The 25,499-nt window shown below is 39.0% G+C and carries 26 protein-coding genes; 13 read left to right on the top strand and 13 right to left on the bottom strand.

The annotated features are described in order from the left end of the window. Positions 1-58 precede the first annotated feature (58 nt). Positions 59-1,477, top strand: coding sequence for a hypothetical protein (locus V6670_RS17845; protein ID WP_338651792.1), 1,419 nt, complete (start codon positions 59-61; stop codon positions 1,475-1,477). Positions 1,478-1,538: 61 nt separating this feature from the next. Here V6670_RS17845 and V6670_RS17850 read toward each other — a convergent pair whose 3' ends face one another. Then, complete coding sequence (locus V6670_RS17850; RefSeq protein ID WP_036118109.1) at positions 1,539-1,751, bottom strand: hypothetical protein; 213 nt, start codon at positions 1,749-1,751, stop codon at positions 1,539-1,541. Positions 1,752-1,773: 22 nt separating this feature from the next. After that, positions 1,774-2,361 (bottom strand): peptidylprolyl isomerase, encoded by a 588-nt coding sequence (locus V6670_RS17855; RefSeq protein ID WP_036118107.1) that lies wholly within the window; start codon positions 2,359-2,361, stop codon positions 1,774-1,776. Positions 2,362-2,599: 238 nt separating this feature from the next. On the opposite strand from V6670_RS17855, the gene V6670_RS17860 reads away from it, so the two are divergent. Beyond that, entirely contained in the window at positions 2,600-4,450 is a 1,851-nt protein-coding gene (locus tag V6670_RS17860) for a transglycosylase domain-containing protein (protein WP_338651793.1), read from the top strand. Positions 4,451-4,514: 64 nt separating this feature from the next. On the opposite strand, the gene V6670_RS17865 is transcribed toward V6670_RS17860, so the two are convergent. Next, positions 4,515-5,078 (bottom strand): DUF5366 family protein, encoded by a 564-nt coding sequence (locus tag V6670_RS17865; protein ID WP_058844855.1) that lies wholly within the window; start codon positions 5,076-5,078, stop codon positions 4,515-4,517. Between the two features lie 154 nt (positions 5,079-5,232). Between V6670_RS17865 and V6670_RS17870 the strand changes: the two genes are divergently transcribed. From V6670_RS17870 to mnhG, 7 genes are read left to right on the top strand one after another with little or no spacing between them, the layout of a single operon-like run. Further along, complete coding sequence (locus tag V6670_RS17870; protein ID WP_080717040.1) at positions 5,233-7,644, top strand: Na+/H+ antiporter subunit A; 2,412 nt, start codon at positions 5,233-5,235, stop codon at positions 7,642-7,644. Next, positions 7,631-8,053, top strand: a complete 423-nt coding sequence (locus tag V6670_RS17875; protein ID WP_036119837.1) for a Na(+)/H(+) antiporter subunit B — start codon at positions 7,631-7,633, stop codon at positions 8,051-8,053. The genes V6670_RS17870 and V6670_RS17875 overlap by 14 nt, the downstream gene beginning before the upstream one ends. Beyond that, on the top strand, positions 8,053-8,394 hold the full coding sequence (locus V6670_RS17880) for a Na(+)/H(+) antiporter subunit C (protein WP_004228379.1): 342 nt from the start codon (positions 8,053-8,055) through the stop codon (positions 8,392-8,394). The genes V6670_RS17875 and V6670_RS17880 overlap by 1 nt, the downstream gene beginning before the upstream one ends. Continuing rightward, positions 8,387-9,874, top strand: a complete 1,488-nt coding sequence (locus tag V6670_RS17885) for a Na+/H+ antiporter subunit D (RefSeq protein WP_036119835.1) — start codon at positions 8,387-8,389, stop codon at positions 9,872-9,874. Before V6670_RS17880 ends, V6670_RS17885 begins: the two co-directional genes overlap by 8 nt. Before the next feature lie 4 nt (positions 9,875-9,878). Further along, positions 9,879-10,358 (top strand): Na+/H+ antiporter subunit E, encoded by a 480-nt coding sequence (locus V6670_RS17890; RefSeq protein ID WP_036119832.1) that lies wholly within the window; start codon positions 9,879-9,881, stop codon positions 10,356-10,358. Then, complete coding sequence (locus V6670_RS17895) at positions 10,355-10,636, top strand: Na(+)/H(+) antiporter subunit F1 (RefSeq protein WP_004228375.1); 282 nt, start codon at positions 10,355-10,357, stop codon at positions 10,634-10,636. The genes V6670_RS17890 and V6670_RS17895 overlap by 4 nt, the downstream gene beginning before the upstream one ends. Further along, entirely contained in the window at positions 10,620-10,988 is a 369-nt protein-coding gene (gene mnhG / locus V6670_RS17900; protein ID WP_036119829.1) for a monovalent cation/H(+) antiporter subunit G, read from the top strand. Before V6670_RS17895 ends, mnhG begins: the two co-directional genes overlap by 17 nt. A gap of 52 nt (positions 10,989-11,040) precedes the next feature. Here the strand turns inward: mnhG and cysC are convergent, their stop codons facing one another. The 4 genes from cysC to V6670_RS17920 all read right to left on the bottom strand — a co-directional run bounded on the left by cysC (position 11,041) and on the right by V6670_RS17920 (position 14,620). Continuing rightward, positions 11,041-11,634, bottom strand: a complete 594-nt coding sequence (cysC, locus tag V6670_RS17905) for an adenylyl-sulfate kinase (protein WP_036119825.1) — start codon at positions 11,632-11,634, stop codon at positions 11,041-11,043. Further along, a complete protein-coding gene (gene sat / locus V6670_RS17910) occupies positions 11,631-12,770 on the bottom strand; it encodes a sulfate adenylyltransferase (RefSeq protein WP_141905638.1) in 1,140 nt (379 codons plus the stop codon). Before sat ends, cysC begins: the two co-directional genes overlap by 4 nt. A 71-nt stretch (positions 12,771-12,841) precedes the next feature. After that, positions 12,842-13,906: an inorganic phosphate transporter gene (locus tag V6670_RS17915; RefSeq protein ID WP_141905637.1), complete on the bottom strand. Its 1,065-nt coding sequence runs from the start codon at positions 13,904-13,906 to the stop codon at positions 12,842-12,844. 12 nt (positions 13,907-13,918) lie between these two features. Beyond that, positions 13,919-14,620, bottom strand: coding sequence for a phosphoadenylyl-sulfate reductase (locus V6670_RS17920; protein WP_036119818.1), 702 nt, complete (start codon positions 14,618-14,620; stop codon positions 13,919-13,921). Between the two features lie 465 nt (positions 14,621-15,085). Here V6670_RS17920 and V6670_RS17925 point away from each other — a divergent pair, with 465 nt between their 5' ends. The 4 genes from V6670_RS17925 to V6670_RS17940 are packed head-to-tail and all read left to right on the top strand — an operon-like array spanning position 15,086 to position 18,955. Next, positions 15,086-16,138 (top strand): sulfate ABC transporter substrate-binding protein, encoded by a 1,053-nt coding sequence (locus tag V6670_RS17925; RefSeq protein ID WP_338651795.1) that lies wholly within the window; start codon positions 15,086-15,088, stop codon positions 16,136-16,138. Positions 16,139-16,149: 11 nt separating this feature from the next. After that, entirely contained in the window at positions 16,150-16,983 is an 834-nt protein-coding gene (cysT, locus tag V6670_RS17930; protein ID WP_338651796.1) for a sulfate ABC transporter permease subunit CysT, read from the top strand. A gap of 10 nt (positions 16,984-16,993) precedes the next feature. Then, positions 16,994-17,869 carry a sulfate ABC transporter permease subunit CysW gene (gene cysW / locus V6670_RS17935; RefSeq protein WP_141905635.1) on the top strand — a complete coding sequence of 292 codons (876 nt, stop codon included), beginning with the start codon at positions 16,994-16,996 and terminating at the stop codon, positions 17,867-17,869. A gap of 15 nt (positions 17,870-17,884) precedes the next feature. Beyond that, a complete protein-coding gene (locus tag V6670_RS17940; protein ID WP_036119803.1) occupies positions 17,885-18,955 on the top strand; it encodes a sulfate/molybdate ABC transporter ATP-binding protein in 1,071 nt (356 codons plus the stop codon). A 611-nt stretch (positions 18,956-19,566) separates the two neighbouring features. Here V6670_RS17940 and cysI read toward each other — a convergent pair. From cysI to V6670_RS17970, 6 genes are all read right to left on the bottom strand, one after another. Beyond that, positions 19,567-21,282 (bottom strand): assimilatory sulfite reductase (NADPH) hemoprotein subunit, encoded by a 1,716-nt coding sequence (cysI, locus tag V6670_RS17945; RefSeq protein WP_141905633.1) that lies wholly within the window; start codon positions 21,280-21,282, stop codon positions 19,567-19,569. Between the two features lie 124 nt (positions 21,283-21,406). Continuing rightward, on the bottom strand, positions 21,407-23,200 hold the full coding sequence (locus tag V6670_RS17950) for an assimilatory sulfite reductase (NADPH) flavoprotein subunit (protein ID WP_338651797.1): 1,794 nt from the start codon (positions 23,198-23,200) through the stop codon (positions 21,407-21,409). A 42-nt stretch (positions 23,201-23,242) separates the two neighbouring features. Then, positions 23,243-23,392, bottom strand: a complete 150-nt coding sequence (locus V6670_RS17955; RefSeq protein ID WP_080717104.1) for a YezD family protein — start codon at positions 23,390-23,392, stop codon at positions 23,243-23,245. Beyond that, positions 23,392-24,135, bottom strand: a complete 744-nt coding sequence (locus tag V6670_RS17960) for a sirohydrochlorin chelatase (protein WP_338651798.1) — start codon at positions 24,133-24,135, stop codon at positions 23,392-23,394. Before V6670_RS17960 ends, V6670_RS17955 begins: the two co-directional genes overlap by 1 nt. Positions 24,136-24,144: 9 nt before the next feature. Beyond that, positions 24,145-24,918 (bottom strand): uroporphyrinogen-III C-methyltransferase, encoded by a 774-nt coding sequence (cobA, locus tag V6670_RS17965; RefSeq protein WP_338651799.1) that lies wholly within the window; start codon positions 24,916-24,918, stop codon positions 24,145-24,147. A gap of 298 nt (positions 24,919-25,216) precedes the next feature. Beyond that, positions 25,217-25,420: a hypothetical protein gene (locus tag V6670_RS17970; protein WP_036119794.1), complete on the bottom strand. Its 204-nt coding sequence runs from the start codon at positions 25,418-25,420 to the stop codon at positions 25,217-25,219. Positions 25,421-25,499: the final 79 nt, after the last annotated feature.

Consider the following 25,499-nt stretch of genomic DNA (forward strand, 5'->3'; position numbering starts at 1 on the left):
AAAATAATGATTTTGTGGAAAAGTTTCTTATCAATCGGATGTAAAAAGAGGTGTTTTCATGGACTTAGCGCCATTAATGATTAAACGTGCATATATGACATTCTTATTTCCCTTTGCCTATTCCACGAAAAATCGTCAAAAAATTGGAGAGGTACTACTAAAGGAAGGTTTTACTTTTTTCACTCTAAATAATACAGCTCTTGAAAATGCCTTTTACGGTGACACGGCAATTATCCATGAGGAGCTTGCCCAGTTTTTCTATCCCTTTTTAGAGGATAAATTATTCCCATACGATATGAATAGCCCTGACTTTATTCGGTTTTCAAAAGCATTCTATACCCAAGGCTCCTTACATCATCTAGATAGTCGTATTCATTATGAAATCATGAGTATGGATGTAACACTATGTCCTTTTGGAAATGGTATTATAACCGTGAGAACAAATATAACAGATACCCCACATGATATAAGTGACATTTTAAATTTTATTCACTATTTTAGAGTACTGGAGGCTAAGCTTCGAGAAGAAAAAGGGGCGAGTCATCATTTTTCCTTTGGCCATTGTTCTTCAACCAGTGAACTATTATTTAACTATTTTATCCCCTATTTGCTGCCTTTTTTACAGCATCAACAAGACAATAGCTACGAAGGATTACCATTTTTCGAGGATGAGCGGATGTATGCCTCTGCCTATTTAATTGCTGAGAAAGAAGCAGATATATTACCTGAGCATTTATTTCGATTAGGACAAGTAGATGGTAGAACACCTGCAGGCAAGCCCTTTATTTCCAGCACAAACGCTCAATATATTGCGCAATATGTGCAAGACCATGCACATACACGTTGGGCACCCAATAGCTATATTATTACTTCGGCACAGGCGCAAATGACCCTTACGAATGTGCCCTTTGAAAAGTGTACACATAGCATTCAAGAGTTTATGGGAACGCACTATTATAATCTTTTCATTCATTATTTTTACAAGATGATGCTCTTAAAGTTGTCCTATGAATATAGTGAAATCAAATGGGGCAAAGATAAGCTCGTTGTGAATGAATTAATTGAATTAATTACAAAATTTTCGGCACGCTATTATTTTGAAGAAGTGATTGTTCGAACGGAAGGAAGAGAAATTTCCCAAATGCTACGAAAGCTGTTCCGTATTAATGAGCATTATGTAGAAACCAAAGCGACATTGGACAGTTTGTATCGCACACAAGAGGATCAATCAGATAATAGAAGTAATAATTTACTGTTTATTTTAACTGTATTTACTGTGGTATCTGGTATTTACGGTATGAACTTAGTTATTGAGGGGTGGAAGGATAGCAGTGATTTCGAGAGTATTTGGAGTTATACACTATTCGAATGGCTAGCGTTTATTACCGCATTAAGTGGGATTGGTTTATCGCTTGTACTCGTTTGTTTCACTGGCTTCAAGACGGTGCAAAATATGATTCGTCGTTATAAAAAATGATCTATAAAAAAAGAATCTACTTACCCTTAACATCTAATGTGGGAAGCAGATTCTTTTTTAGCTAAATGTTTTGTTGATTGTTTGTATTTTTTTTATCTGCTAGAATACGTGCTTCGATTTCTTTTGATTTCATTTCCTGTTTCTTAGAAATTTTTCTAAAAAGCATAAACACGATAATACATAGAATAAGCATGATTAAAAACTCAAAAGCCGCTGGAATATAACCTGATTTGTCTTCAGGGAAATATAAAAATTGGTACATAAAGTTTTGCATACTCTACACGTCCTTATAAGTATTATTCAAAAACCGTAATTGACTCAATTTTCACATCTTCTAATGGTTTATCGCGGAAATCTTTTTCAACATCCGCAATTTTGTCCACAATGTCCATACCTTCCACAACATGACCGAATACTGTGTGTTTATGGTCTAACCAAGGTGTACCACCATTTTGTGCATAAGCTTCAATGATCTCCTCTGGGAAACCAGCTCCTTGTAATTGGCGAAGCATATCACTTGGCAGATGCTTCATTTGTACGATAAAGAATTGAGAGCCATTTGTGTTTGGACCCGCATTTGCCATTGATAGCGCACCGCGCAGGTTAAATAAGTTATCTGAGAATTCATCTTCAAAAGAATTACCCCAAATCGATTCTCCACCCATACCAGTACCAGTTGGGTCTCCACCTTGAACCATGAAGTCTTGAATAACACGGTGGAAAATAATGCCATTATAGTAGCCTGATTTAGCATGCCCTAAAAAGTTCTCAACCGTTTTTGGTGCATGCTCAGGGAACAACTTAATTTTGATAGCACCTAATGTTGTGTTCATTTCTACAAGCACTTCGCCTGCTTGTACGTCTGTTGTTAATTGTGGAAACATGGAAGTCTCTCCTTTAATGATAAATTTCAGTTTCAATGAAAAAAATGACTAATGCATCCTTTCCGACCTCATTTTAGTCTAACATACTTCTTATTGGTTTTCTTCATCAAAGTATTGACGATTTTTGCAATTTTAACTTTCATAATCAAAACCAAGGAAATAGGTCTGAGCGAGTATTTGGAATCAATCCAAAATATGTTATTCTGATGAAGGATTTATCGAAAGAGTGGAGGCACACATGAAAAAGGCTTTTGGTTTTTTTATTATATTACTATCCCTACCTGCTTTATGGTGGATTAGTACAAACATTAGGACAGAAATCAATATCGCTCAAGCACATGAGGAACAAATATCGAGTGCCATTCATTTACCTGAGGTACAAACCCAACTTCCTGTCACCCTAATTGATCGAAATGGGCAAACATTTAGCGAGGAATATGTCGAATGGCGACAGCCGTTAACCTTACAAGAAATTCCACAAATTGCCCAGGAAATATTCATTACAAGTGAAGATGCTGATTTTTATGAGCATATCGGTTTTGATTTAAGTGCAATCATTCGTGCAGTTGTAGCCAATTCGAATAGCAACACAGCCTCTCAAGGTGGTAGTACGATTACACAGCAGCTCGTTCGAATGCGTTATTTATCTGATGAAAAAACATATGAGCGGAAATTAACAGAGCTTTTTTATGCGCATGAATTAGAAAAAGAATTTGATAAAGAAACTATTTTAACAATGTATCTTAATGAATCCTATTTTAGCAACCAAGTTTATGGTATCGGTGGAGCAGCGACCTATTATTTTCAAAAGCCACTTCAAGAATTAAGCATTGCTGAAATTGCTTTTATTGCGGCGATCCCAAATAACCCCTCACTTTATAATCCTTTGAAAAATTTCGATCAAACTAAAGCGAGGCAGGAGCGTTTGTTAGATACGCTAGCAGTTAATGGCGCTATTACAAAGGAAAATGCAGCTACCTACAAAGCTGAGCAGATTACATTAAATGTGAAAGATAAAATTCAAAGTTATCCAATGTATAGCACTTACGTTCTTCAAGAGCTAAAGTGGTTAGTTGCTGAAAAAGAGGGTTATGCGGATCGACTGAGCAATACAGAGAATGAGGAAGAAAAGAAAAAAATTAAAGCACAATTAGATAATCGACTAGATACATTATTTCAAAATGGACTCATTATTCAAACTGCGCTTGACCCAAATAAACAACAGCATGATGAGGATAAAATGTCAGCTATTCTCGGTACAGGTTCGTTGCAAGCAGCTGGTGCTGTCATTGAAAACCAATCAAGAGAAATTGTCAGCTTATATGCAGGAAAAAACTATGAAAAATTTGATTATCATCGTGCATTCCAAGGAACACGTCAGCCTGGATCAGCCTTTAAACCTTTAGCAGTCTATGCCCCTTTCTTTGAAACGTCAGCACATACACCTGATTCTATTGTCAATGGAGGTAGATTCTGTGTTGGCTCGTTCTGTCCGCAAAACTATGGGGGCTATACGTATGGTGATGTGTCACTCCGTACGGCTTTTCGACATAGCTACAACACATCTGCACTGCGTCTCTTTGAAACTGTTGGCGTTGAAACGGCCTTTCAATACCTCAATCACTTTCACTTCCGTTCGATTGTAGCGAAAGATCATAATTATGCCGCTTCATTGGGTGGGCTAACTTACGGTGTGACAGCCTTAGAGCTAGCAGATGCCTATACAAGCTTTATCGATGGCTCCTATGTTTTAGCTCATGGTATTCGTAAAGTGACAGCTTTAGATGGAACTGAGCTTTATAGTTGGGATACACAGCGTAATCAAATCTGGTCTCCGAAAACGGTGAAATATATGCGTGAGCTTCTTGCTGATGTTGTGGCAAATGGGACAGGACAAGGGGTTTACAGTAACGGCGACTATATAGGGGCAAAAACAGGTACAACCAATGACTATCGAGACTACTGGCTTGCCGGACTGAATGATGGTTATACTGCGGCTGTATGGCTAGGCTATGATAAGCCTCAATCCATGCAAAAATTAGAGGCATACAAAATCCATCATCAATTATTTAATGTTTTATTAGAGTAGTGAAGCAGCAAAGAGGTAGCAGTCTTACATGACTGCTACCTCTTTTCACTAGTATGTAATGTAACTAATGGGCAAACGGCAAACTTGCCAAAATACCATTATATAGCTTCAATACAACATAAATAATGAGTGTTAAAAGAATGGTCCACATAAAAAGCTCAAAGATTAATAGACCAATTGTGCCGCCCATCGACATAAAATGACTCATTTTATAAATCAGATAAATAAAATAGGTAAACACAGTTATGATAAAGATACCAATCAAAACATAAATAAATTGGATGGCAAATGCGGAACACATAGCGCCGATAAACAAGATAATATAGCCACCTCGAGCCTGACTAACAGTAGCTCCATCATGATCTTTTGAGAAAAACAGCATTCCTAGCTCATGAATCGTTTCCCCTACTAGTTTGAGTGCAGAAAATAACATAAAAAAAACAATGGCAAAAACAATGAGCAAAAATACGCGTAACTCAAAATCAGATAAAAATTCTCGCATACCTGAATAAACACCGATTGCTTGAAAAATCTGTAAGGATTCGCCAACAGCATACATGCCAAATGTCAAACTAAACAATAAAATTGTAATTAATGGTAGATAACCATAGATATAAGGATTCCTCATAAAAAATTTTTTCCTCTATTTTTATTGATAACTTCCTATTTATAATATAACGAAAATTCTTCCACTACCGCAAGCTAAATCCCATTCGTCCATATGCATTCACAATTAAAGTACGTTATAATTGGTATACTTACCTGCATAAAGGAGGGTTTTTTTGTTACAAGTACTTTATATTTTCATTCCAATGCTTGCTGCAATATTAGTGCCTTTTTTATATAAACGCATGAAAAATATTCACACAGGCTGGTTTGTTCTTGCTGTACCTGCTACACTCGCAGTTATCTATGCAACATATATTGCACAAGTAGCTGAGGGAGAAGTATTTATTGCAGAGCTACCTTGGATTCCATCACTTGATATTTCCATCGTTTCGTATTTGGATGGACTTAGCTTATTATTCTCACTACTCATTACCGGCATTGGTTCATTGGTTGTACTTTACTCTATCTTTTACTTAGATAAGCATAAAGAAAAATTACATAATTTTTATGTGTACTTATTGCTATTTATGTCAGCCATGCTGGGAGTAGTACAGTCAGATCATTTAATAACACTTTATTTCTTTTGGGAACTAACATCTATTTCGTCATTTTTACTCATTGGCTATTGGTATAACCGTGATGCCTCACGCTTCGGTGCACTGAAGTCCATGATGATAACAGTCGGTGGCGGCTTAATGATGCTAGGTGGTTTCGTTCTTCTTTATTTAATGGGAGGAACATATTCCATCCGTGAACTGATTGTGATGGCACCTAATTTAGTAGACCAACCTTTATTCACTTGGTCGCTCGTTTTATTACTTTTAGGCGCATTTACAAAGTCCGCACAATTCCCATTCTATATTTGGCTACCAGATGCAATGGAAGCACCAACACCAGTAAGTGCCTATCTTCACTCCGCAACAATGGTCAAAGCAGGTATCTATTTAGTGGCACGCTTTACACCTATTTTTGCTGCCTCAGAGCTTTGGGTATGGCTTGTAACAGGAGTAGGTCTCTTAACGTTATTCTGGGGTTCCTTCTTTGCAGTGAAACAAACAGACTTAAAAGGCATTCTTGCATTTTCTACAGTCAGTCAACTGGGACTAATTATGTCACTGCTTGGGGCGAGCGCCGTTGCTTTTCATGCTAACGACACAGTCGATACGATTAAATTTGCGGCATATGCAGCTATTTTCCACCTTATCAACCATGCAACATTTAAAGGCAGTCTATTCATGATTGCAGGGATTGTGGATCATGAAACAGGAACTCGTGATATTCGAAAACTTGGTGGATTAATGAGTATCATGCCGATTAGCTTTACTGTGGCAGCTATTGGCAGCTTATCAATGGCTGGTCTTCCACCATTTAATGGCTTCTTAAGTAAAGAAATGTTTTTAACAGCTATGCTTGCCCTTCAAAAGTTTGAATTTTTCGGCTTTGAAACATGGGGAGCACTCTTCCCTATTATTGCTTGGATCGCTAGTATTTTCACATTTATCTATAGCTTTTATTTTGTTTTCCGAACATTTAATGGCAATTACAAGCCGGAACAATTACCTCATAAACCACATGAGGCACCAATAGGGATGCTTATTTCGCCGATACTTTTAGCAGCATTAGTCGTAATTATTTTCTTCATCCCGAATTTGATAGGCAATACCTTTGTCAAGCCTGCTGTTCAAGCCATTCAGCCATTTTTATATGATACACCACAAGCTGTTGATATACATGTATCAGCTTGGCACGGCATTAACCCTGAGCTACTGATGACAATTGGAATAATTATCATTGGGGTATTATTATTTGTTGCCTTACCAAAATGGCAAGGAATATACCAACGATTCCCACAAGCATTCACATTAAACAATGCCTATGACAAAATCATGCAGGGGTTGGGTGTTGGCTTAAATCGTTTATCACGACGCTATATGACTGGCTCGATGCGTCACTATTTACTCTATATGTTTAGTGGAATCGCTATTATCGTCATTGGCTCTCTTTTCGTGAAGGATGCTTTTAGTCTTTCATTCCAAGGGGCCTCACCAATTAGACCATATGAAATTATATTGATTGTGGTTTTATTAATTGGTACAGCCATTACTATCTTGGCCAAGTCACGTTTAACAGCCATTATTGGACTGGGTGCTGTTGGCTACACTGTTGCATTATTCTTTGTTATTTTTAACGCGCCGGATTTAGCGTTAACACAGCTCGTTATTGAAACGATTTCAGTAGCACTATTTTTATTAGCATTTTATCATCTCCCAAAGCTTGGCAAGCGCGAGGAAAGAATGAGATTCCAATTAAATCGTGCCATTGTTTCAATCGCAGTTGGTGTTATGGTAACACTTGTGGCACTATCTGCGCATTCACAAAAACTGATTCCTTCTATTGCTAAGTACTACGAGGAAACCGTGTACTCATTAGCTGGTGGAGGAAATATTGTAAACGTAATTTTAGTAGATTATCGTGGTTTCGATACATTATTTGAAATTACAGTACTAGGCATTGCGGGCATGGCCATTTTAGCCATGATTAAGTTGCGTATGAATAGAAAGGAGAAAACACATGAAAACAAATGATGTGATAATACAATTTACAGCTAAAATTGTATTTTTCATTATTTTCTTCTTCTCCATTCATATATTTTTAGCTGGTCACTATACGCCTGGGGGAGGCTTTGTTGGAGGACTGTTAACATCAAGTGCACTTGTTCTCTTAGTGCTAGCTTTTGATATCAATACAGTGCGCCATATCTTACCTATCAATTATACGTATGTAACAGCTATTGGCTTACTACTAGCCCTTGCTACTGCGGCATTCCCAATGTTTGTGGGCAAACCGTTTTTTACGCATTACTTTGATTATTTCGATTTACCGCTTCTGGGCAAACAGTCATTACACACGGCTATGCTTTTTGATAGCGGTGTCTATTTGGTTGTTGTCGGCGTTACGATGACCATTATTCAAACGATTGGAGAGGATGAATAATGGAAATAATTATGGCCTTTGTCATCGGCTTTCTCTTTATGGCAGCTGTCTATTTAATTTTATCGAAAAGCTTATTACGCATTATTATTGGAACAGGTCTTTTAAGTCATGGTGCCCACCTGCTCATCTTAACAATGGGAGGCCTTGGTGGCGAAGCACCACCCGTTTTAAACGAAGGAGCCAAAACTTTTGCGGACCCTTTACCCCAGGCGCTTATTTTAACAGCTATTGTTATTAGCTTTGGGGTTACAGCATTCTTCCTTGTACTTGCTTATCGTTCCTATCAGGAGCTTAACACAGATGATATTAGCTTAATGAGAGGAAGTGATGAGGATGAATAACTTCCTATTATTGCCTATTATCATCCCGTTTTTCTTCGGTATGATTTTAATGTTTGGGCAAAAAAATCTAACCTATCAACGGTCATTTTCATTACTTGGTATTGGGCTCGCCTTCATCTCTGCTATTTCACTTCTTTTAAAAGTGAAACAGGATGGTATTCAAAAGGTAACATTCGGAAATTGGCCTGTTCCTTACGGTATTACAATGGTATCTGATATGGTATCTGTATTACTTGTTACAACGACATTGCTTATTGCATTTTTTGTTGTTTGGTATGGTTTCGGTTCCATTACGAAGGAACGTGAACGCTTCTTTTATTACCCTGGTATTATGTTTATTTTAACGGGGGTCAATGGGGCCTTTACGACTGGCGATATTTTCAACTTGTTTGTTTTCTTTGAGGTATTGTTAATGGCTTCCTACTTACTCATCGTTCTAGGTGGTGAGAAGGGACAACTGAAAGGGTCTATTAAATATATTTTAATTAATGTTATTTCTTCAGCCTTATTCGTTATTACCGTTGCCTTTTTATATTCCGTAGTAGGTACATTAAACATGGCGGATATTGCTGTCAAAATTGCTGAAATTAATCAGCCGGGAATTATTACGGTTATTGCCGTCCTGTTTTTAATGGTATTTGGACTAAAAGCAGCCATTTTCCCATTATACTTTTGGCTTCCTACTTCTTATGCGGCAGCGCCAATTCCTGTCCTAACTCTATTTGGTGCTTTGCTTACAAAGGTAGGGGTCTATGCCATTACACGTACCTATACGCTATTTTTTGTACATGATTTATCCTATACGCACGATTTATTAATGGTACTAGCCATTGCTACTATCGTAGCTGGATGTATTGGGGCACTCGCTTATTTTGATGTCAAACTCATTATTATCTACAATATTGTTATTGCAGTAGGTGTCATTTTATTTGGTGTTTCTCAAATGAATGAGGTTTCCTTAAAGGGTGCTATGTTTTATTTAATTCACGATATGCTTATAAAGGCAGCACTCTTTATGTTAATCGGCATTGTCATCTACATTACTGGTACATCTGATTTGCGTAAGATGGGTGGTCTCATGAAGAAATATCCTGCCCTAGGCTGGTGTTATTTGATTGCAGCTTTTGGTTTAGCCGGCATTCCACCACTTAGTGGATTTGTTGGAAAGCTGCTTATTGTACAGGGAGGCTTTGAGGCTGGTAGTATGTGGAGTAGTATTTTTATCTTAGCATCTTCACTGCTTGTCCTCTTATCCGTGATTCGTATTTTCCTTTATGCTTTTTGGGGTGAGGAGAAAGAAACACACGGGTCTGTCGATAAATCTGTCTATAAGATGCTGTTTATGCCTACTGCCCTTTTAGTACTCATTACTGTAGCATATGGTGTTGGTTCAGAATGGATTACGCCATTCATGGACGATGCAGCAAAATTATTAACCGATCCATCTATCTATATAGATGCTGTTATGAAGGGGGATTAACACAATGGCATTTCAAATGATTTTAAATTTTGTACTTGCCTTCGTCTGGATGTTCCTCTCCTCTAATTACACAGCAGCTGGCTTTATCATAGGGTTCATCATGGGGATCATTTTACTTATCATCATGCGAAGATTTTTCAAATCACGTCTTTATGTCTACCGCTTATGGGCCCTTATTAAACTGACTTTGCTGTTCTTTAAAGAGTTAATATTAGCCAATGTGCAAGTTTTAAAGGTCGTGTTAAAGCCTAAATTGGACATGCAACCTGCCTTTTTTGCTTATCCTACTGTTTTAACCGAAGACTGGGAAATCACTTTATTATCAAGTCTTATTACGTTAACACCCGGAACAGTGGTAGTGCATGTATCAGATGATGCGAAAACATTGTATGTACATGCGATTGATATTAATGATGTGGATGAAGCTGTTGCTTCCATTCGAGATTCATTTGAGAAAGCGATTTTGGAGGTGAGTAAATCATGACAACATTTATTATTGCTGTGATCGTAGTGATTTGCTTATCGATGATTGCAGTTATTTACCGAATGGTAAAAGGCCCTTCTGCATCTGATCGTGTTGTCGCTTTGGATTCACTTGGTGTTTCACTTATTTCTCTTATTGGGCTATTTTCGATTTTAGTGGAAACAAGCTTCTTTCTAGAAATTATTTTATTGCTTGCGATTTTATCGTTTATCGGGACAATGGCTTTCTCTAAATTCATAGAGAAAGGAGATATCATTAAACGTGACAATTCTCGCTAATAGCTTAGTTATCTTTTTCATTTCTGTTGGCGTACTGTTTATCGTCGTCACAGCTATCGGACTTGTCCGCTTACCTGATTTGTATACGCGTGCCCATGCCGCTTCTAAAAGTGCAACACTGGGTGTCATGTGTGTATTGATTGGTGTATTCTTTCACTTTTGGCTAATAGAAGATCATTTCAATCCCCGAATTTTACTAGGGATACTGTTCCTCTTCATCACTGGCCCTGTTGGGGGACACATTATGACTCGTTCTTCCTATATCGCTGGTGTAAAGCCTTGGAAAGGTACAGTACGTGATGAGTTAGGTCCTGAAATTGACAGAATGAAAAAGGAACAAAATGTAAAATAAACATAAAAGAACTGCTCGTTCGTACTACTGTCGAGCAGTTCTTTTAATTTCTTTAAATGTATCCCTTCAAAGTTAAAATCTTCGTCAGTTGTTCAACACACTCCTCGATGGAATGCTGTTCTGTATTCAAAATAATTTCTGGATTCTCTGGTTCTTCATATGGGGCACTAATACCTGTAAAGTTCGTAATTTCAGCATTCCTTGCCTTTTTATATAAACCTTTCGGATCTCTTTTTTCACATGTTTCTACTGAACACTTTACATAGACCTCTAAAAATTCACCGTCGTCTACAAGTCCACGTACTACTTGACGATCTTCTCGATAAGGTGAAATAAAAGCGGTTAGCACTATTTGACCGCTTTCTATAAATAGCTTAGAAACTTCCCCTATTCGGCGAATATTTTCCTTTCGTCCGGACTCATCAAATCCTAAATCCTTATTCAAGCCATGGCGCACATTATCACCATCTAAAACGAAGGCTTGATTGCCCCGTTCAAATAATCGCCGGGCAAAAGCATTGGCCACGGATGATTTCCCTGAAGCAGATAATCCCGTAAACCATAAAATAAAGCTTTGATGTTTGTTTTTTGAACGACGTTCCTCTTTCGTAATGGAGGCTTCATGCCAAACAATATTTGAACTCATTTAACTACCTCCTTACGCATGCCTTTGATTAATACATCTACAACTTCTTTGCGGCTAAATGTACTAGGTGGTACTTCTCCATTACGTAGCATTTCACGCACTTTCGTTCCTGATAGAATAACATGGGCAGAGCCATCATGCGGACACGTTTTGGTAGTAGCCATTCCCTCACATCGCTGGCAATAAAAACTATGTTCGAATTTTAATGGCACTATTCCTAATTCATCTTCCGTAAACTGTTCAAAAATCTTTTGTGCATCGTACGTACCATAATAATCACCTACACCTGCATGATCACGACCAACAATAAAATGGGTACAACCATAATTTTTCCTTACAAGCGCATGGAAAATGGCCTCCTTTGGCCCAGCATAACGCATTGCGGCAGGAAAAACGCCTAATTGTACACGGCTTTCAGGATAGTAGTTTTTCAATAAAACCTCATAGCTCTCCATACGTATTGTAGCTGACACATCATCCGATTTTGTTTCACCAATAAGTGGATTTAAAAATAACCCATCAATCGTTTCAAGCGCTGCCTTTTGAATATATTCATGCGCCCTATGAACTGGATTACGAGTTTGGAAGCCAACAATTGTTTTCCATCCCTTGTCGGCAAATAATTGACGTGTTTCTACGGGATCAAACGAATACGCAGGAAATTTTTGTGCGATACGTTTGATTAAGGTAATTTTTCCACCGACATAAATAGCAGGTCGGTCATGAAGCTTTTGAACTCCTGGATGTGCTAAATCCTCTGTCCCATATACAAGCAAAGCCTCTTTTCGTTTATTCGGCTCATAAATATCAACTACTTCAATAACGCCATAAACTTCATCTTGATAGACCAGTTTCACCTCATCACCAGGCTGTATAGTAGCTGCTTTTTCTTGTGTAACAGGTAATGTAATCGGAATACTCCATACTACGCCTGATGCTAAGCGACTTTGTTCCACAACTGACTCATAATCTTCTTGTGTTAAAAAGCCTTCAATTGGGCTATAGCCACCTATCGCAATTAACTCTAAATCACTTAAAGAAATAGCATCCAGCTCAATTTCCTTGTGAATGATTGCTATCTCTTTTTCTGGGTTAAACGCTTGCACAAGAAGCCCACCATGTGGTTGTAAACTCATGAAAATCTCCTCCTACTTCTAGTTAAATACTAAGTTTTATAGTCAAAATATTAGTTCTAGCATGATTCAATTTATATGCCTTCACCTGCGTCATAAATGGACTGCTCTTCTTCTCGCATCGTACGCATTAGGCTAATGACACCTAATGTCCCAACAATAATAGTGCCAATCAAAATAATGGCATAGAGGTCCTTTTCTAAAAATAGCTGCACTAAAAAGTACGAAATAGCTAACGAAAAGATAGGCGATACAATCCAAATCCGAATGATTTTTTTGACAATATGCTGATGGAAAATTTGTTTTCCATTCTTCGCCATGCCCATCCCAATGATGGATGAAGATGTTACTTGTGTTAAAGGAACTGGAAGCCCAAAAAGGGAGCTTACGCCAACAAGAAGGGCACCTGTACTAGAAATTAAGATTCCTTCTGCTTTTTGAAAGCGCATAATTTTTTTCCCATTGGTTTCAAGCACTCGTTTGCCAAGCAGCATAGCACCTAGTGCCACAAATGCCCCACCTAGGACAATGCCCATGCTAACATCCATCATTCCTGCACCAACAAGTGGTCCAACAGCATTGGCGACATTGTTCATGCCCGCTGAAAAGGCTTCAAAAAATCCAGCTAATACGAGAAGAACCGTTAAAATCGGACGATCTTTTAGCAGCCCTCTGTTTTGTAATTTATATAATAATTTTCCAAAGACAAGTGCAATGGCAAAGGCGACAAGCGGTACAATGATCCAAAATGATATGATAACTAACAGTGAACTCACGAATAATACTTTATAGGCTATTCCTACTCCAACAACAGCTCCAACCGTTACTTCGCTCGTTGATAAGGGGATACCTAAAAGATTGGCGAAAAATAAGGAGCTTGTCGCCGAAATTAGGATAATGATGACAACCTTTGCCGTAATATAGTCCTGCGGCATAATGCCTGAGCTAATCGTTTTGACAACCTCTCCTCCGCCTAATACAGCTCCACTATAGACACCTATTGCACATAAAAGTAATGCTTGCCAAGCTTTTTTGATGGCACCTGCACCGTAAGCAACGCCCATTGAGGCTGCTGCTCCGCTTGCCCCTATATTCATCGCAAAAAATAAACTAATAGCTATTGCAAAATATTCAAGCATGGCAAAACTCCTTTATTCATGTAAACCACACTCCGTTTTACCAGAACCTTGCCATCGTCCTGAACGTAAATCATCCATCGTAAATGCTGGCTTTGTACAATGCTCGCAGCCTATACTTGGATAGCCTTGATCATGCAATGGGTTGTATGGCAGATTGTGCTTAGAAACATAGCGCCAGACATCCTTCCATGTCCAATGAATCAGTGGACAAACTTTAATCGATTTAAATTTATCGTCCCTATTTAGAAAGTTTGTCTGTTGACGTGTTGGCGATTGTTCACGCCGCAAACCAGATATCCAAGCCTTGTTACCTGACAAGGCTTCATGCAATGGTTTTATCTTGCGAATGTCACAGCATTTATTTGGATTGGACTTCCAAAGCTCATCACCATATTGAGCAGCTTGTTGTTCTAATGTAAGGATAGGCTTCTTCATGACAATATTTAGTTGTGGATATTTTTCTTTGACTCTATTAATCGTTTCATAGGTTTCTTTAAAATGGACATCTGTATCCAAAAAAACAATCGTAGCGTCTGGCTTTACCTTTGAAATGAGATCAATTAAGACAATACCTTCAATGCCAAAGCTACATGCATAGACGATTTCCTCTCCATATTCTCGATAGCCCCACTGTAAAACCTCCAGTGCACCCTTATACAGATCATCGACTTGAAAATCAATAATCGGTTCTTGCCAATTTTCGTACGTTAACATCAAATCCCCCTCATAGCAAAAAAGGCGTTTTAACAATAAGACACAGTAAAACAGGTCTTTGTTAAAACGCCTCTAGTTTGACTAGCCAGCTCTTTATTTAATGATTGTTCACTAGTATTTGCTACCTCGTACTACAATCATTCTTCTTATTACCAAATATATACTAAAATACACCAAGCAGTCAACTAGGTTTTTTGACATATCTTTTTCATCCACCCATTTTTTCAGTTCCTTCTTGCATAGAATAAGTGGTATCTAGTGACCGTTACATTCATTTTCAAAATAATTATTTTTTTATTTAATTCCTTGTTGACTAATAGGAAATATATGTTTAATGTATTATTAAAGCTTTGACATAAATAATAAGTTGCTGATCAGAGAATCTGAAGGCCATCTACCCATGAAGTCATAACATTATGGGGGATGGCTTTTTGCATTCTTTAGATGGAAAAGGAGCGAAATGATATGAAAAAAAGGAGCTATGTTCTCCAAACGTTAGCACTATTAGCTGCAGTAACGTTAAGTTTAAGTGGCTGTGGAAGTGCTAATTCTGATGAAAAAGCAAGTGGTCAGGAAGCAAAGAAGTCTGTAGAACTACTCAATGTTTCCTATGACCCAACACGCGAGCTTTACGATGAATTTAACAAGGATTTTATAAAAAAATGGAAAGACGAAACAGGTCAAGATGTCAAAATCAATCAATCACATGGTGGATCTGGCAAACAAGGTCGAGCTGTGATCGATGGTCTCGAAGCTGACGTTGTCACCCTTGCACTAGCTTACGATATAGACGAAATTGCTCAAACACGCGAGCTATTGAATAAAGATTGGCAGACAGAATTTGATTATAACTCGACCCCCTATACATCGACCATTGTGTTTTTAGTACGCAAAGGGAATCCAAAAAACATTCAAGACTGGGATGATCTAATTAAAGAAGATGTGTCGGTCATTACGCCCAACCCCAAAACATCTGGTGGTGCACGTTGGAACTACTTAGCGGCTTGGGCTTATGCTGGAAAGTTATATAACAAGGATGAGACAAAAATAAAAGAATTTATGAAATCACTCTATAGCAATGTTGAAGTATTAGATTCTGGCGCTCGTGGTGCTACAACGACATTCGTAGAACGAAAGATTGGAGACGTCTTAATTGCATGGGAAAATGAAGCCTACTTATCTTTAAATGAATTAGGGAAGGACGAATTTGAAATTATCACACCATCATTAAGTATTTTGGCAGAGCCACCCGTTGCAGTTGTTGACAAAATCGTTGATAAAAAAGGAACACGTGAAGTTGCGGAAGCTTACTTACAACATTTATATAGTGATATCGGGCAAGAAATTGCGGCGAAAAACTATTATCGACCACGTAATGAAACCATTCTAGCAAAATATAAAGAGCAATTTCCTCAGCTTGAACTTGTGTCCATTGATGATTTTGGCGGTTGGTCACAAGCTCAAGCTACCCATTTTAAAGATGGTGGTACCTTTGATGAAATATATGTACCACAATAAGGAGCGTTTTGATGAGTCAGTTAATCCTTCCTAAAAAATCACGGCGAATAATTCCAGGCTTTCATCTGTCTCTTGGTTATACAATGCTCTATGTTAGTTTACTAGTGTTACTACCACTTTCAATGATTTTCATTCATACCATGTCCTTAAGCTGGACTGAATTTATCGCTATCATTACAGAGCCTCGTGCTGTTGCCTCTTATAAAGTGAGCTTCAGCACAGCATTGATTGCGGGCTTACTAAATGTACTTTTCGGCACCATTATCGCATGGGTTCTCGTTCGCTATCAATTTCCATTTAAACGAATCATTGATGGGCTAGTAGATTTACCCTTTGCCTTGCCTACTGCTGTTGCTGGTATTGCTTTAACATCACTCTATGCGCCAAATGGCTGGATCGGTCAATTTTTTGATTTTAAAATTGCCTTTACACCGCTTGGTATTATGATCGCGTTAACATTTATCGGGCTACCTTTTGTAGTACGTACAGTGCAGCCCGTATTACAAAATATTAGCGCTGAGGTCGAGGAAGCTTCGGCAAGTCTTGGTGCCAATCGTTTACAAACCTTCAATAAAGTCATTCTGCCAGAGCTATTACCTGCCATTTTAACTGGCTTTTCATTAGCCTTTGCCCGTGCACTTGGTGAATATGGCTCCGTTGTTTTCATTGCAGGAAATATGCCGATGAAAACAGAAATTACACCGTTAATTATTATGACGAAGCTAGAACAATATGATTATGCAGGTGCTACCGCAATAGCAGTTGTCATGCTTGTGACATCCTTTATTCTGTTATTCACCATCAACTTGATCCAATGGCTAGCCAATCGTCGTTTTGTACAGTAGGAGGTACCACATGGAACAATCAACATTTATTCAGCAGGCTAGTAGTGAGAAAAATAAAGTAGCCCCAAAGTCTGCTGCTTTACAGGAGCCCCGTATTGTTCGCTATTCGTTAACGTTCATTGCCTTAGCTTTTTTAGCTTTCTTTATCGTACTACCTTTACTATCTATTTTTATTACAGCCTTTCAAAAGGGAGCCGACGTTTATTTTGCCGCTATCACACATCCAGATGCGTTAGCTGCTATTAAGCTTACGTTAACGGTTGTAGCTATTGCTGTACCACTTAATGCTCTTTTTGGCGTAATGGCTGCATGGGCCCTTACAAAGTTTAACTTTAAGGGGAAAAATCTATTACTTACCATCGTTGATTTACCATTTGCTGTCTCCCCTGTTATCGCAGGACTAGTATTTATTTTATTGTTTGGTTCACAGGGACTTTTCGGTGATTGGCTGTTCGCACATGATATTAAAATTGTTTTTGCCTTGCCTGGCATTGTCCTCGCCACTATTTTCGTCACTTTACCCTTTGTTGCACGTGAGTTAATACCACTCATGCAAACACAGGGCACATCTGAGGAGGAAGCGTCCATTTCACTTGGTGCCAACGGCTTTAAAACATTTTGGTATGTTACATTGCCCAATATTAAATGGGGACTGTTCTATGGTTTGATTTTATGTAATGCACGAGCCATCGGGGAATTTGGGGCGGTCTCTGTTGTATCAGGTCATATCCGTGGCATGACCAATACGATGCCACTTCATATTGAAATTCTCTATAATGAATATCAATTTTCAGCAGCCTTTGCTGTTGCCTCCTTAATGAGTGTTATGGCCATCTTTACATTAGTTGTGAAAGATATAATCGCATGGAAATCAAAATCTAGTTAAAAGGAGATGGTCACGTTGAGTATACAAATTCAAAACGTATCCAAAAAATATGGTGCTTTTCAAGCATTAGAGGATATATCAGTCCATATTCAGTCAGGGGAGCTAGTAGCACTGCTTGGCCCTTCTGGTTCGGGAAAAACCTCTTTATTACGTGTGATTGCTGGGCTGGAAACCACTGATGTTGGTGACATCTTATTTGATGGTCAGTCCATAACCAATCGACATCCAAAGGAGCGCAATGTGGGCTTTGTCTTTCAGCATTATGCTCTTTTTCGTCATATGACAGTCTTTGATAATGTCGCATATGGGCTAAAGGTTCGCCCGCGAAAAAGCAGACCCTCAAAACAAGAAATAACAAATAAAGTAATGGAATTATTGCAGCTAGTCAAACTCGAAAATTACGCTAATCGATATCCAACACAGCTTTCAGGGGGGCAACGGCAACGTGTAGCACTGGCAAGAGCCCTTGCTGTAGAGCCTAAGGTTCTTTTATTGGATGAGCCGTTCGGAGCACTTGATGCAAAAGTTCGCAAGGAATTACGTCGCTGGCTACGAAAATTGCATGATGAATTTCATATTACCAGTATATTTGTGACACACGACCAGGAGGAAGCACTAGATGTAGCGGATCGCATTGTCGTAATGAATAATGGCAAGATCGAACAAATTGGCAGCCCAGATGAGGTGTATACGAATCCAAATAGTCCATTTGTTTATGACTTCTTGGGCAATGTCAATCTTTTTAAAGGTCGCTTACATAATGGTAAGCTCATGCAAGGCGAAGTTGCACTGGATGTACCAGATGCTCTCACACATACGAATGATAACGTAATTGGCTATGTACGCCCTCATGACATTCATATCGAAAAAACAAGTATTCCAGGGACAGTTCCTGTTAAAATCAGTCATATTCATTTGCTAGGACCTATTGTCCAAATTGAGCTACGCCGTGAGGATCTTGATGAATTTTTAGAGGCGGAGTTATCAAAAGAACAATTTTTCCACCTACAGCTTAAAGTTGGCGACCAAGTATTTGTAAAGCCAAAACAATTAAAAGTATTTATTCCCGAAGATTACTCCATTTAAAAAGCCATATAGCAAGAAATTTGCTACATGGCATAGTGTTGAAAAACAAAACCATCCATAGCATTTTTGTGAAGGGTGAAAATGGATTTCCGTTGCAGGCTACTTGCTTTCCTGTGGGCGAGCGCCGAGCCGCTTCCTCCGCTACCGCTCCGTGCAGGGGCTCGCCTGTCTCGCTAGCCCACGGGAGTCAAGTAGCCTTCCACTCCAATCCATAAAAATGCTTCTTTTTAGCAAAGGGCTTCAAATAAAGTGAAGGTATTCACTACTCTTTATGGAGGGGTGTTGTCACTCATCACCTCTCCACTTTGAAAATAAGAACCTACCCTCTCTCTTATAATAAATAATGGGCTATTTTGTTCAGGTAAAGACACTTTTGCACATGGTTGGTTGGAGTGGAGCCAGCGTCACTCCTAGGGGATTTAGCGTCCACAGGTGAGACCCTGGAGCGAAACGCAGTGAGTGAAGCGGCTCATCGGACGCCCCCTGGAAAGGACGCTGGCGGAACGGAAATCAACCTCTCGCCTTGCTAAAGGTTCTTTTTTTGCTATTGACATCACCTTTTTTCAACAACAAGCCATGTAGCAAAGCAATTTGCTACATGGCTTTAATCATTAGTGAAATTCTCTCCCATCATTAACAGCTGTCACATATCCAGCACGAATAACAAAGTCACCAAAATGCTCCCCCTCTAAACGCTCCTTCGCAAAATGCAGAAGAATTGGTCGAAGCTCTGCTAATATCTCTTCTTCGCCAATATTTTCACGATAGATTTTATTTAATCGGTTGCCTGTAAAACTTGCCCCTAAATACATATTATATTTCCCTGGTCCTTTACCGATAAAGCCGATTTCAGCCATAGCTGCACGTGAACAGCCGTTTGGACAGCCAGACATGCGTATAACAATTTCTGTTTCATTTAATCCTGCCTCATCGATAATGGCATCAATCTTCGTAATGAGAGAAGGTAAATAGCGTTCTGCTTCCGCCATTGCTAAACCACAGGTTGGTAAAGAAACACAGGCAATGGAATTGCGACGTAAGGCAGAATAATGCGCACCATCCGTTAGTTTGTATTGTTCAATAATCGTATTAATTTTTTTCTTTTTTTCTGGAGTCACATTGCTAATCATTAAATTTTGGTTCGGTGTTAGGCGAAAATCACCTGTGTGTACTTTAGCTATTTCGCGTAATCCTGTTAACAGCTGATAATCTTCAAAGTCTTTTATACGACCATTTTGAATAAATAATGTGTAATGCCAATGACCATCTGCCCCTTTAATCCAGCCAAATTCATCACCAGTACGCTCAAATGTATAGGGACGAGCCTGCTGAATTTCCCAGCCTAGCCGACGTGTTAATTCTTCTTGGAACCAGGCAAGCCCTCTTGCATCGATCGTGTATTTAAAACGTGCATTTTTGCGCACAGAACGATTCCCATAATCACGCTGTATCGTAATAATTTTCTCTGCTGTTTCAAGTAATTTATCTGGCGTAATAAAGCCAATTAAACGAGCAAGCTGTGGATAGGTTTCATGGTCACCATGGGTCATGCCCATTCCTCCACCAACAGCTACATTAAAGCCAATAAGCTGATTTTTCTCAACGATGGCAATAAGTCCAATATCTTGTGAAAAAACATCCACGTCATTACTTGGTGGAATCGCAATTCCTATTTTAAATTTACGAGGCAAATATTGTGCTCCGTAAATCGGTTCAATTTCTTCATCCTGACTATCTACCACCTTTTCACCATCCAACCACAATTCATGGTAAGCCCGTGTTCGAGGTAATAAATGCTCACTTAGTTTGGCAGACCAGTTGTAAATCTCTTCATGTAATGCTGATTGGTTTGGATTCACATTACACATCACATTGCGGTTTACATCTCCACAAGCTGCCAGAGAATCCAATAGTACCTCATTGATTTCCTGCATATATTTTTTGACATTCCATTTTAAAATACCATGTACTTGAAATGCTTGACGTGTTGTTAACTTTAAAGAGCCATTACCATACGTTCTAGCCATTTCATCCATGACTAGCCATTGTGCTGGTGTAGCTGCGCCACCTGGTGTTCGCACACGCACCATAAATTGATAAGCAGGCTCCAGCTTTTGGCGTTGACGTTCATTGCGCAGATCTCGATCATCCTGTAAATAACTACCATGGAATTTCATGAGACGATTATCATCCTCTGGAATACCAGAGCTTAATGGATCATTCATGGTACGTTCGAGCGTACCACGTAGGTAATTACTGTCAGTCTTAATGCGCTCTACATCACTTGGTTCTCCAGGCTGTGGAGGTAAAACTATCTTTTCTGTCATTCTTGATCGCTCCTTTAATCCTTTACACCTCGGCGTTTTGGCTTCCATCTGGGGCTGTGCTTTTTAGCTAAGGTACGAGCCTCACTATAGGAATCATTTGTTAAAGAACTCATGCTAAATACAGTTAGTAAACGTCACGTTGGTAGCGTTTCTGCTGTTTTAATTCATTCACAATGATTTTTGCTTCTTCTGGTGTTTTCTGCCCTTGCTGCTCAATGATGTGATGAATGGTTGCATCCACATCAGCTGCCATCGACTGTTTATCACCACACACATAAATGACAGCACCCTGCTCAAGCCATTCATAAAAGCTCGCCGCATTTTCTTGTAATTTATGCTGAACATATACTTTTTGGTCGGTATCTCGTGAAAAGGCTACATGCATTTGGCTTAATGTGCCCGATGCAAGCCAACGTTGCCAATCCGTTTGATAAAGAAAGTCCGTAACAAAATGCTGGTCGCCAAAAATAAGCCACGCCTTCCCCTCAATCCCTAACTCTTCTCGCTCCTCTAGGAAAGCTCGATACGGGGCAACTCCTGTACCTGCTCCAATCATAATAATTGGCGTATCTTCATTCTCTGGTAATCTGAAGTTCGGGTTTTTATGAACATAGATTGGTAATGTATCACCAATTTGAACGCGTTCTGCTACACTGCCAGAACAAACACCCAAACGTTTTCTGCCAACTGTCTCGTAGCTAACCTTTCCAATGGTTAAATGAACTTCTTCGTTATTGGCCTTTTGGCTACTAGCGATGGAATAAAGTCGTGCTGGAATTTTACGTAGCATCTCTACAAATTGCTGAGCACTCCATGTAAATGGTGCAAAATCCTTTACCACATCAAGTAAATCTCTACCTTTTGCATAGCCCTTCCAAGCATTCGTTTCCTCAAATAGCTTTGAAAATTGTTGATGCTCTGTATAAGCACCTATTTTTTCGAGTAAAGGCCTAGATAACACCGTAATCTCTAATTTTTTCTGTAACGCATCCTTCAATGCTACCGTTTCATTAAAAACAGTCACTTCCGTTTCTGGATTGAATTGAAGGGCTGCCAGCAATGTATGGACTAATTGCTCATCATTCTCTGGCAGAATGCCAATGCTATCTCCAGGTTCAAAATGAAAATGAGCTCCCTCAATTGATAATTCAAGATGACGTGTCTCTTTATTCGAGCCACGACCATTTAAATTCAGATTTTCAAGTACTTCAGCGTAAAATGGATTTTTTCTTGAATATGTAGATTCTTCTAGTAGTTGCGTGTCTTCGTTTGATATTGAAGTAGACCCTACAGCAGTTGCTTGCTGCAGAAATTTTTGTTGAACTGCTGAGAACCACTGTGCAGCTGTGTCGTCATAATCCACATCACAATCAGTTCGGGGAACCATTCTTGTTGCACCTAATTTGGAGAATTGCTCATCGAAATCCTTCCCCGTTTTACAGAAAAATTCATAGGAGCTATCCCCTAAAGCAAGGACCGAATACTGTAGATGCTCTAGCTTAGGTGCGCGCTTACTGTGCAAAAACTCATAGAATTGTATCGCTTGATCTGGTGGATCACCTTCCCCATGTGTGCTAACAATCAGTAAAAGATTTGTTATCTTTTTTAAATTAGTTGCTTTAAATTTTCCTAATGATGAGATAGTGACCTCTACATGTTGAGCTTTTAAAGCGGCTGCATATTTTTCAGCTAATCCTTGACTATTGCCTGTTTGAGAGCCATATAAAATGGTCATTGTTTTGGTAATGGGTTGGGCTGCTGGTGTTGGCTGTTCCTCACTTGCCTCCAACATTGCTAGTGGTGCACTTAAATAACCGTTAAGCCAAATTTTTTGTTCGGTTGTTAATTTAGGAAGAAGCTCATTTAATAACTTCACCTGCTCTTCATTAAATGGACTGTTTATTACTTGCAATTTCAATCTTTGCCACCTCACGAATCATCATCATTTCATTTTTTTAGATTATCGAAGCCTGATCTTTTCCTTTTTTTCAATTTGAACCACGTAAGCATTTTGTACAATTAATGTAATTGATCCGTGGTTCACAGTATTTAACATTTGGCGGACATTCTCTAATGCTAGATTTACGTTTTCAGCTCTTTTATCTACCATTACGAAACACCTTCCTCTTTAAAATGTAATAATTCATCAATACGTTCCACTAACACCTTTTTCACATTGTCATCGTAGCCTAGGCTTTCACAAAGCACGATATCTTGGCTGTCAAAACCCTGTATTCGCTTGGCAATACTTTGCCTTAAAATACCTGTAAATAATAAATACGGTACAATAAAGACTTGCCGTTGCTTCCCTTTTTCTTGTTGGAGCCAGTCTTCAAAAGTCGGTCCCATCCCATATAAAAAGCATGTATCAACAACTTTATAGTGATATTTAGTACGTAACTTTGCTGCAATTTTTGCTAGATCTCTTTTGACGGCTGAATCACTACTCCCACGCCCTATGAGTAAAACACTTGCGTCAAACTTAGGTTGCTGTTTTTCTATTATCCTAGCTTGTAATGAGTCAATTAATCGTTCATGGATTCCAAGAGGCTCACCATAAGTAAACTTTACAGATGGATATTGCTCTTGAGCTTTTGCCACTTCTTTCGGAATATCTTGTTTGGCGTGTTGGGCAGCTAGTAGTAGAATGGGCATCACTGCAATCGCTGTTGCACCTTTTCGAATACAGCTCTCAATTCCTTCAGCAATGGTCGGTGTTGCAAGCTCCAAAAAGCAGATTTCTTGAATGGATACATGAACTTCCTGCTGCACGCCTTGAAGAAACGTTACGGCCTGCTCTACGCCTGCCTTGACTCGGCTGCCGTGTGCAATATATAAAATTGCTTGCATCATTCCACATCCTTACCCCGTTATTTGGACTGGCTGTGGCGTGTTATGCTCAAACCATTGAATTGTTTCTCTTAGTGTCACAACTTCCCCTACTAATATGATGCTAGGATTTTGAATAGTTTCCGTACACACAATTTCTTCAATTGTAGCTAAAGTACCCGTAACAGTTTGTTGCTTTGTGGCTAATGTGCCCCAATGAATAACAGCCACAGGCGTATTTTCATCACGGCCATATTTGAGTAATTGCTGACGAATGTATGGCAGATTACCAACCCCCATATAAATGGCAATCGTATCAATTCCCTTCGCTAGGCTTTCCCAACGTATCGCATCTTCTTTCCCATCCTGCATATGCCCCGTAACCATGGCAAAACTTGAACTTAATGCCCGATGTGTAACAGGAATGCCTGCATACGCTGGCGCTGCTATACCTGAAGTAATGCCAGGTACAATTTCAAATGGAATCTGATGCTTAGCTAGTACCTCAGCTTCCTCAGCCCCTCTACCAAAGACAAACGGATCTCCTCCTTTTAATCTTGTTACGACATACCCTTGCTGTGCATAACTGACAAGAGTCTGGTTGATCTGCTCTTGAATCATTGCATGCTGTTTTGGCAATTTCCCACAAAAAATCAATTTAGCGTCTTGCTTGGCATAATCCAATAGCTCTTTATTAATGAGTCTGTCATATAAAATAATGTCAGCACATTCAATACAACGTAATCCTTTGACCGTAATGAGGTCAACGTCTCCAGGACCTGCACCTACGATATAAACTTTCCCCATTCCGTTTCACTCCTTCTATCCTCTATTTATAGTGGAGGGAGTCTTCTGTACCTGGTGGTTCAAAAAACACTTATTGAATCAAGATAATAAAAGAGGCCAATATTATCCTTAGGCACAACAATGCCTATGAACAATAAAAGCCTCTAGTTTGCTAGTCAGCCACCTATTTAATTCTTAGTAATATAATAAGAATAATAAATAATTTAGTATATTCTGTCAACACCCAATTTGCTACTTCGTAAGGCACAACAAAAACCAGTTGCCGATTATAAGACAACTGGTTGATCGTTTTATGTGCTTACCAAGGTCTGCGATACCGTGGACCTGGTCGAAAATATGGACCTGGCTGATATGGTCGATAGTTTGGATAATATGGATTATAAGGATATTGATTAAATTGAGAGCCAAGGAAACTTCCTAAAAAACCACCGAAAAACGGTGCACCAAATGGCCAAATAAAGCCTCCAAATCCTCCTCCTGGGTAACCTCCGAAATTGCGCATATGCTACCTCCCTTTTTACTCTATCGTATGAAGGAAGATACATCTATCATATGTAGAATGCCTATTCTATCGGGATTAG

Origin of the sequence: Lysinibacillus sp. Y5S-8, from assembly GCF_036894365.1 — a bacterium.
Lineage (GTDB): Bacteria > Bacillota > Bacilli > Bacillales_A > Planococcaceae > Lysinibacillus > Lysinibacillus fusiformis_D.

Excerpts from the sequence above, each read along its gene's own strand:
- V6670_RS17890 (WP_036119832.1), top strand. The coding sequence starts at position 9,879 with ATGGCATTTCAAATGATTTTAAATTTTGTACTTGCCTTCGTCTGGATG.
- V6670_RS17955 (WP_080717104.1), bottom strand. The coding sequence starts at position 23,392 with ATGGTAGATAAAAGAGCTGAAAACGTAAATCTAGCATTAGAGAATGTC.
- V6670_RS17885 (WP_036119835.1), top strand. The coding sequence starts at position 8,387 with ATGAATAACTTCCTATTATTGCCTATTATCATCCCGTTTTTCTTCGGT.
- V6670_RS17915 (WP_141905637.1), bottom strand. The coding sequence starts at position 13,906 with ATGCTTGAATATTTTGCAATAGCTATTAGTTTATTTTTTGCGATGAAT.
- V6670_RS17970 (WP_036119794.1), bottom strand. The coding sequence starts at position 25,420 with ATGCGCAATTTCGGAGGTTACCCAGGAGGAGGATTTGGAGGCTTTATT.
- V6670_RS17865 (WP_058844855.1), bottom strand. The coding sequence starts at position 5,078 with ATGAGGAATCCTTATATCTATGGTTATCTACCATTAATTACAATTTTA.
- V6670_RS17880 (WP_004228379.1), top strand. The coding sequence starts at position 8,053 with ATGGAAATAATTATGGCCTTTGTCATCGGCTTTCTCTTTATGGCAGCT.
- V6670_RS17960 (WP_338651798.1), bottom strand. The coding sequence starts at position 24,135 with ATGATGCAAGCAATTTTATATATTGCACACGGCAGCCGAGTCAAGGCA.
- cysI (WP_141905633.1), bottom strand. The coding sequence starts at position 21,282 with ATGACAGAAAAGATAGTTTTACCTCCACAGCCTGGAGAACCAAGTGAT.
- V6670_RS17920 (WP_036119818.1), bottom strand. The coding sequence starts at position 14,620 with ATGTTAACGTACGAAAATTGGCAAGAACCGATTATTGATTTTCAAGTC.
- V6670_RS17855 (WP_036118107.1), bottom strand. The coding sequence starts at position 2,361 with ATGTTTCCACAATTAACAACAGACGTACAAGCAGGCGAAGTGCTTGTA.
- V6670_RS17925 (WP_338651795.1), top strand. The coding sequence starts at position 15,086 with ATGAAAAAAAGGAGCTATGTTCTCCAAACGTTAGCACTATTAGCTGCA.
- cobA (WP_338651799.1), bottom strand. The coding sequence starts at position 24,918 with ATGGGGAAAGTTTATATCGTAGGTGCAGGTCCTGGAGACGTTGACCTC.
- sat (WP_141905638.1), bottom strand. The coding sequence starts at position 12,770 with ATGAGTTTACAACCACATGGTGGGCTTCTTGTGCAAGCGTTTAACCCA.
- cysW (WP_141905635.1), top strand. The coding sequence starts at position 16,994 with ATGGAACAATCAACATTTATTCAGCAGGCTAGTAGTGAGAAAAATAAA.
- V6670_RS17860 (WP_338651793.1), top strand. The coding sequence starts at position 2,600 with ATGAAAAAGGCTTTTGGTTTTTTTATTATATTACTATCCCTACCTGCT.
- cysT (WP_338651796.1), top strand. The coding sequence starts at position 16,150 with ATGAGTCAGTTAATCCTTCCTAAAAAATCACGGCGAATAATTCCAGGC.
- cysC (WP_036119825.1), bottom strand. The coding sequence starts at position 11,634 with ATGAGTTCAAATATTGTTTGGCATGAAGCCTCCATTACGAAAGAGGAA.
- V6670_RS17845 (WP_338651792.1), top strand. The coding sequence starts at position 59 with ATGGACTTAGCGCCATTAATGATTAAACGTGCATATATGACATTCTTA.
- V6670_RS17850 (WP_036118109.1), bottom strand. The coding sequence starts at position 1,751 with ATGCAAAACTTTATGTACCAATTTTTATATTTCCCTGAAGACAAATCA.
- V6670_RS17895 (WP_004228375.1), top strand. The coding sequence starts at position 10,355 with ATGACAACATTTATTATTGCTGTGATCGTAGTGATTTGCTTATCGATG.
- V6670_RS17875 (WP_036119837.1), top strand. The coding sequence starts at position 7,631 with ATGAAAACAAATGATGTGATAATACAATTTACAGCTAAAATTGTATTT.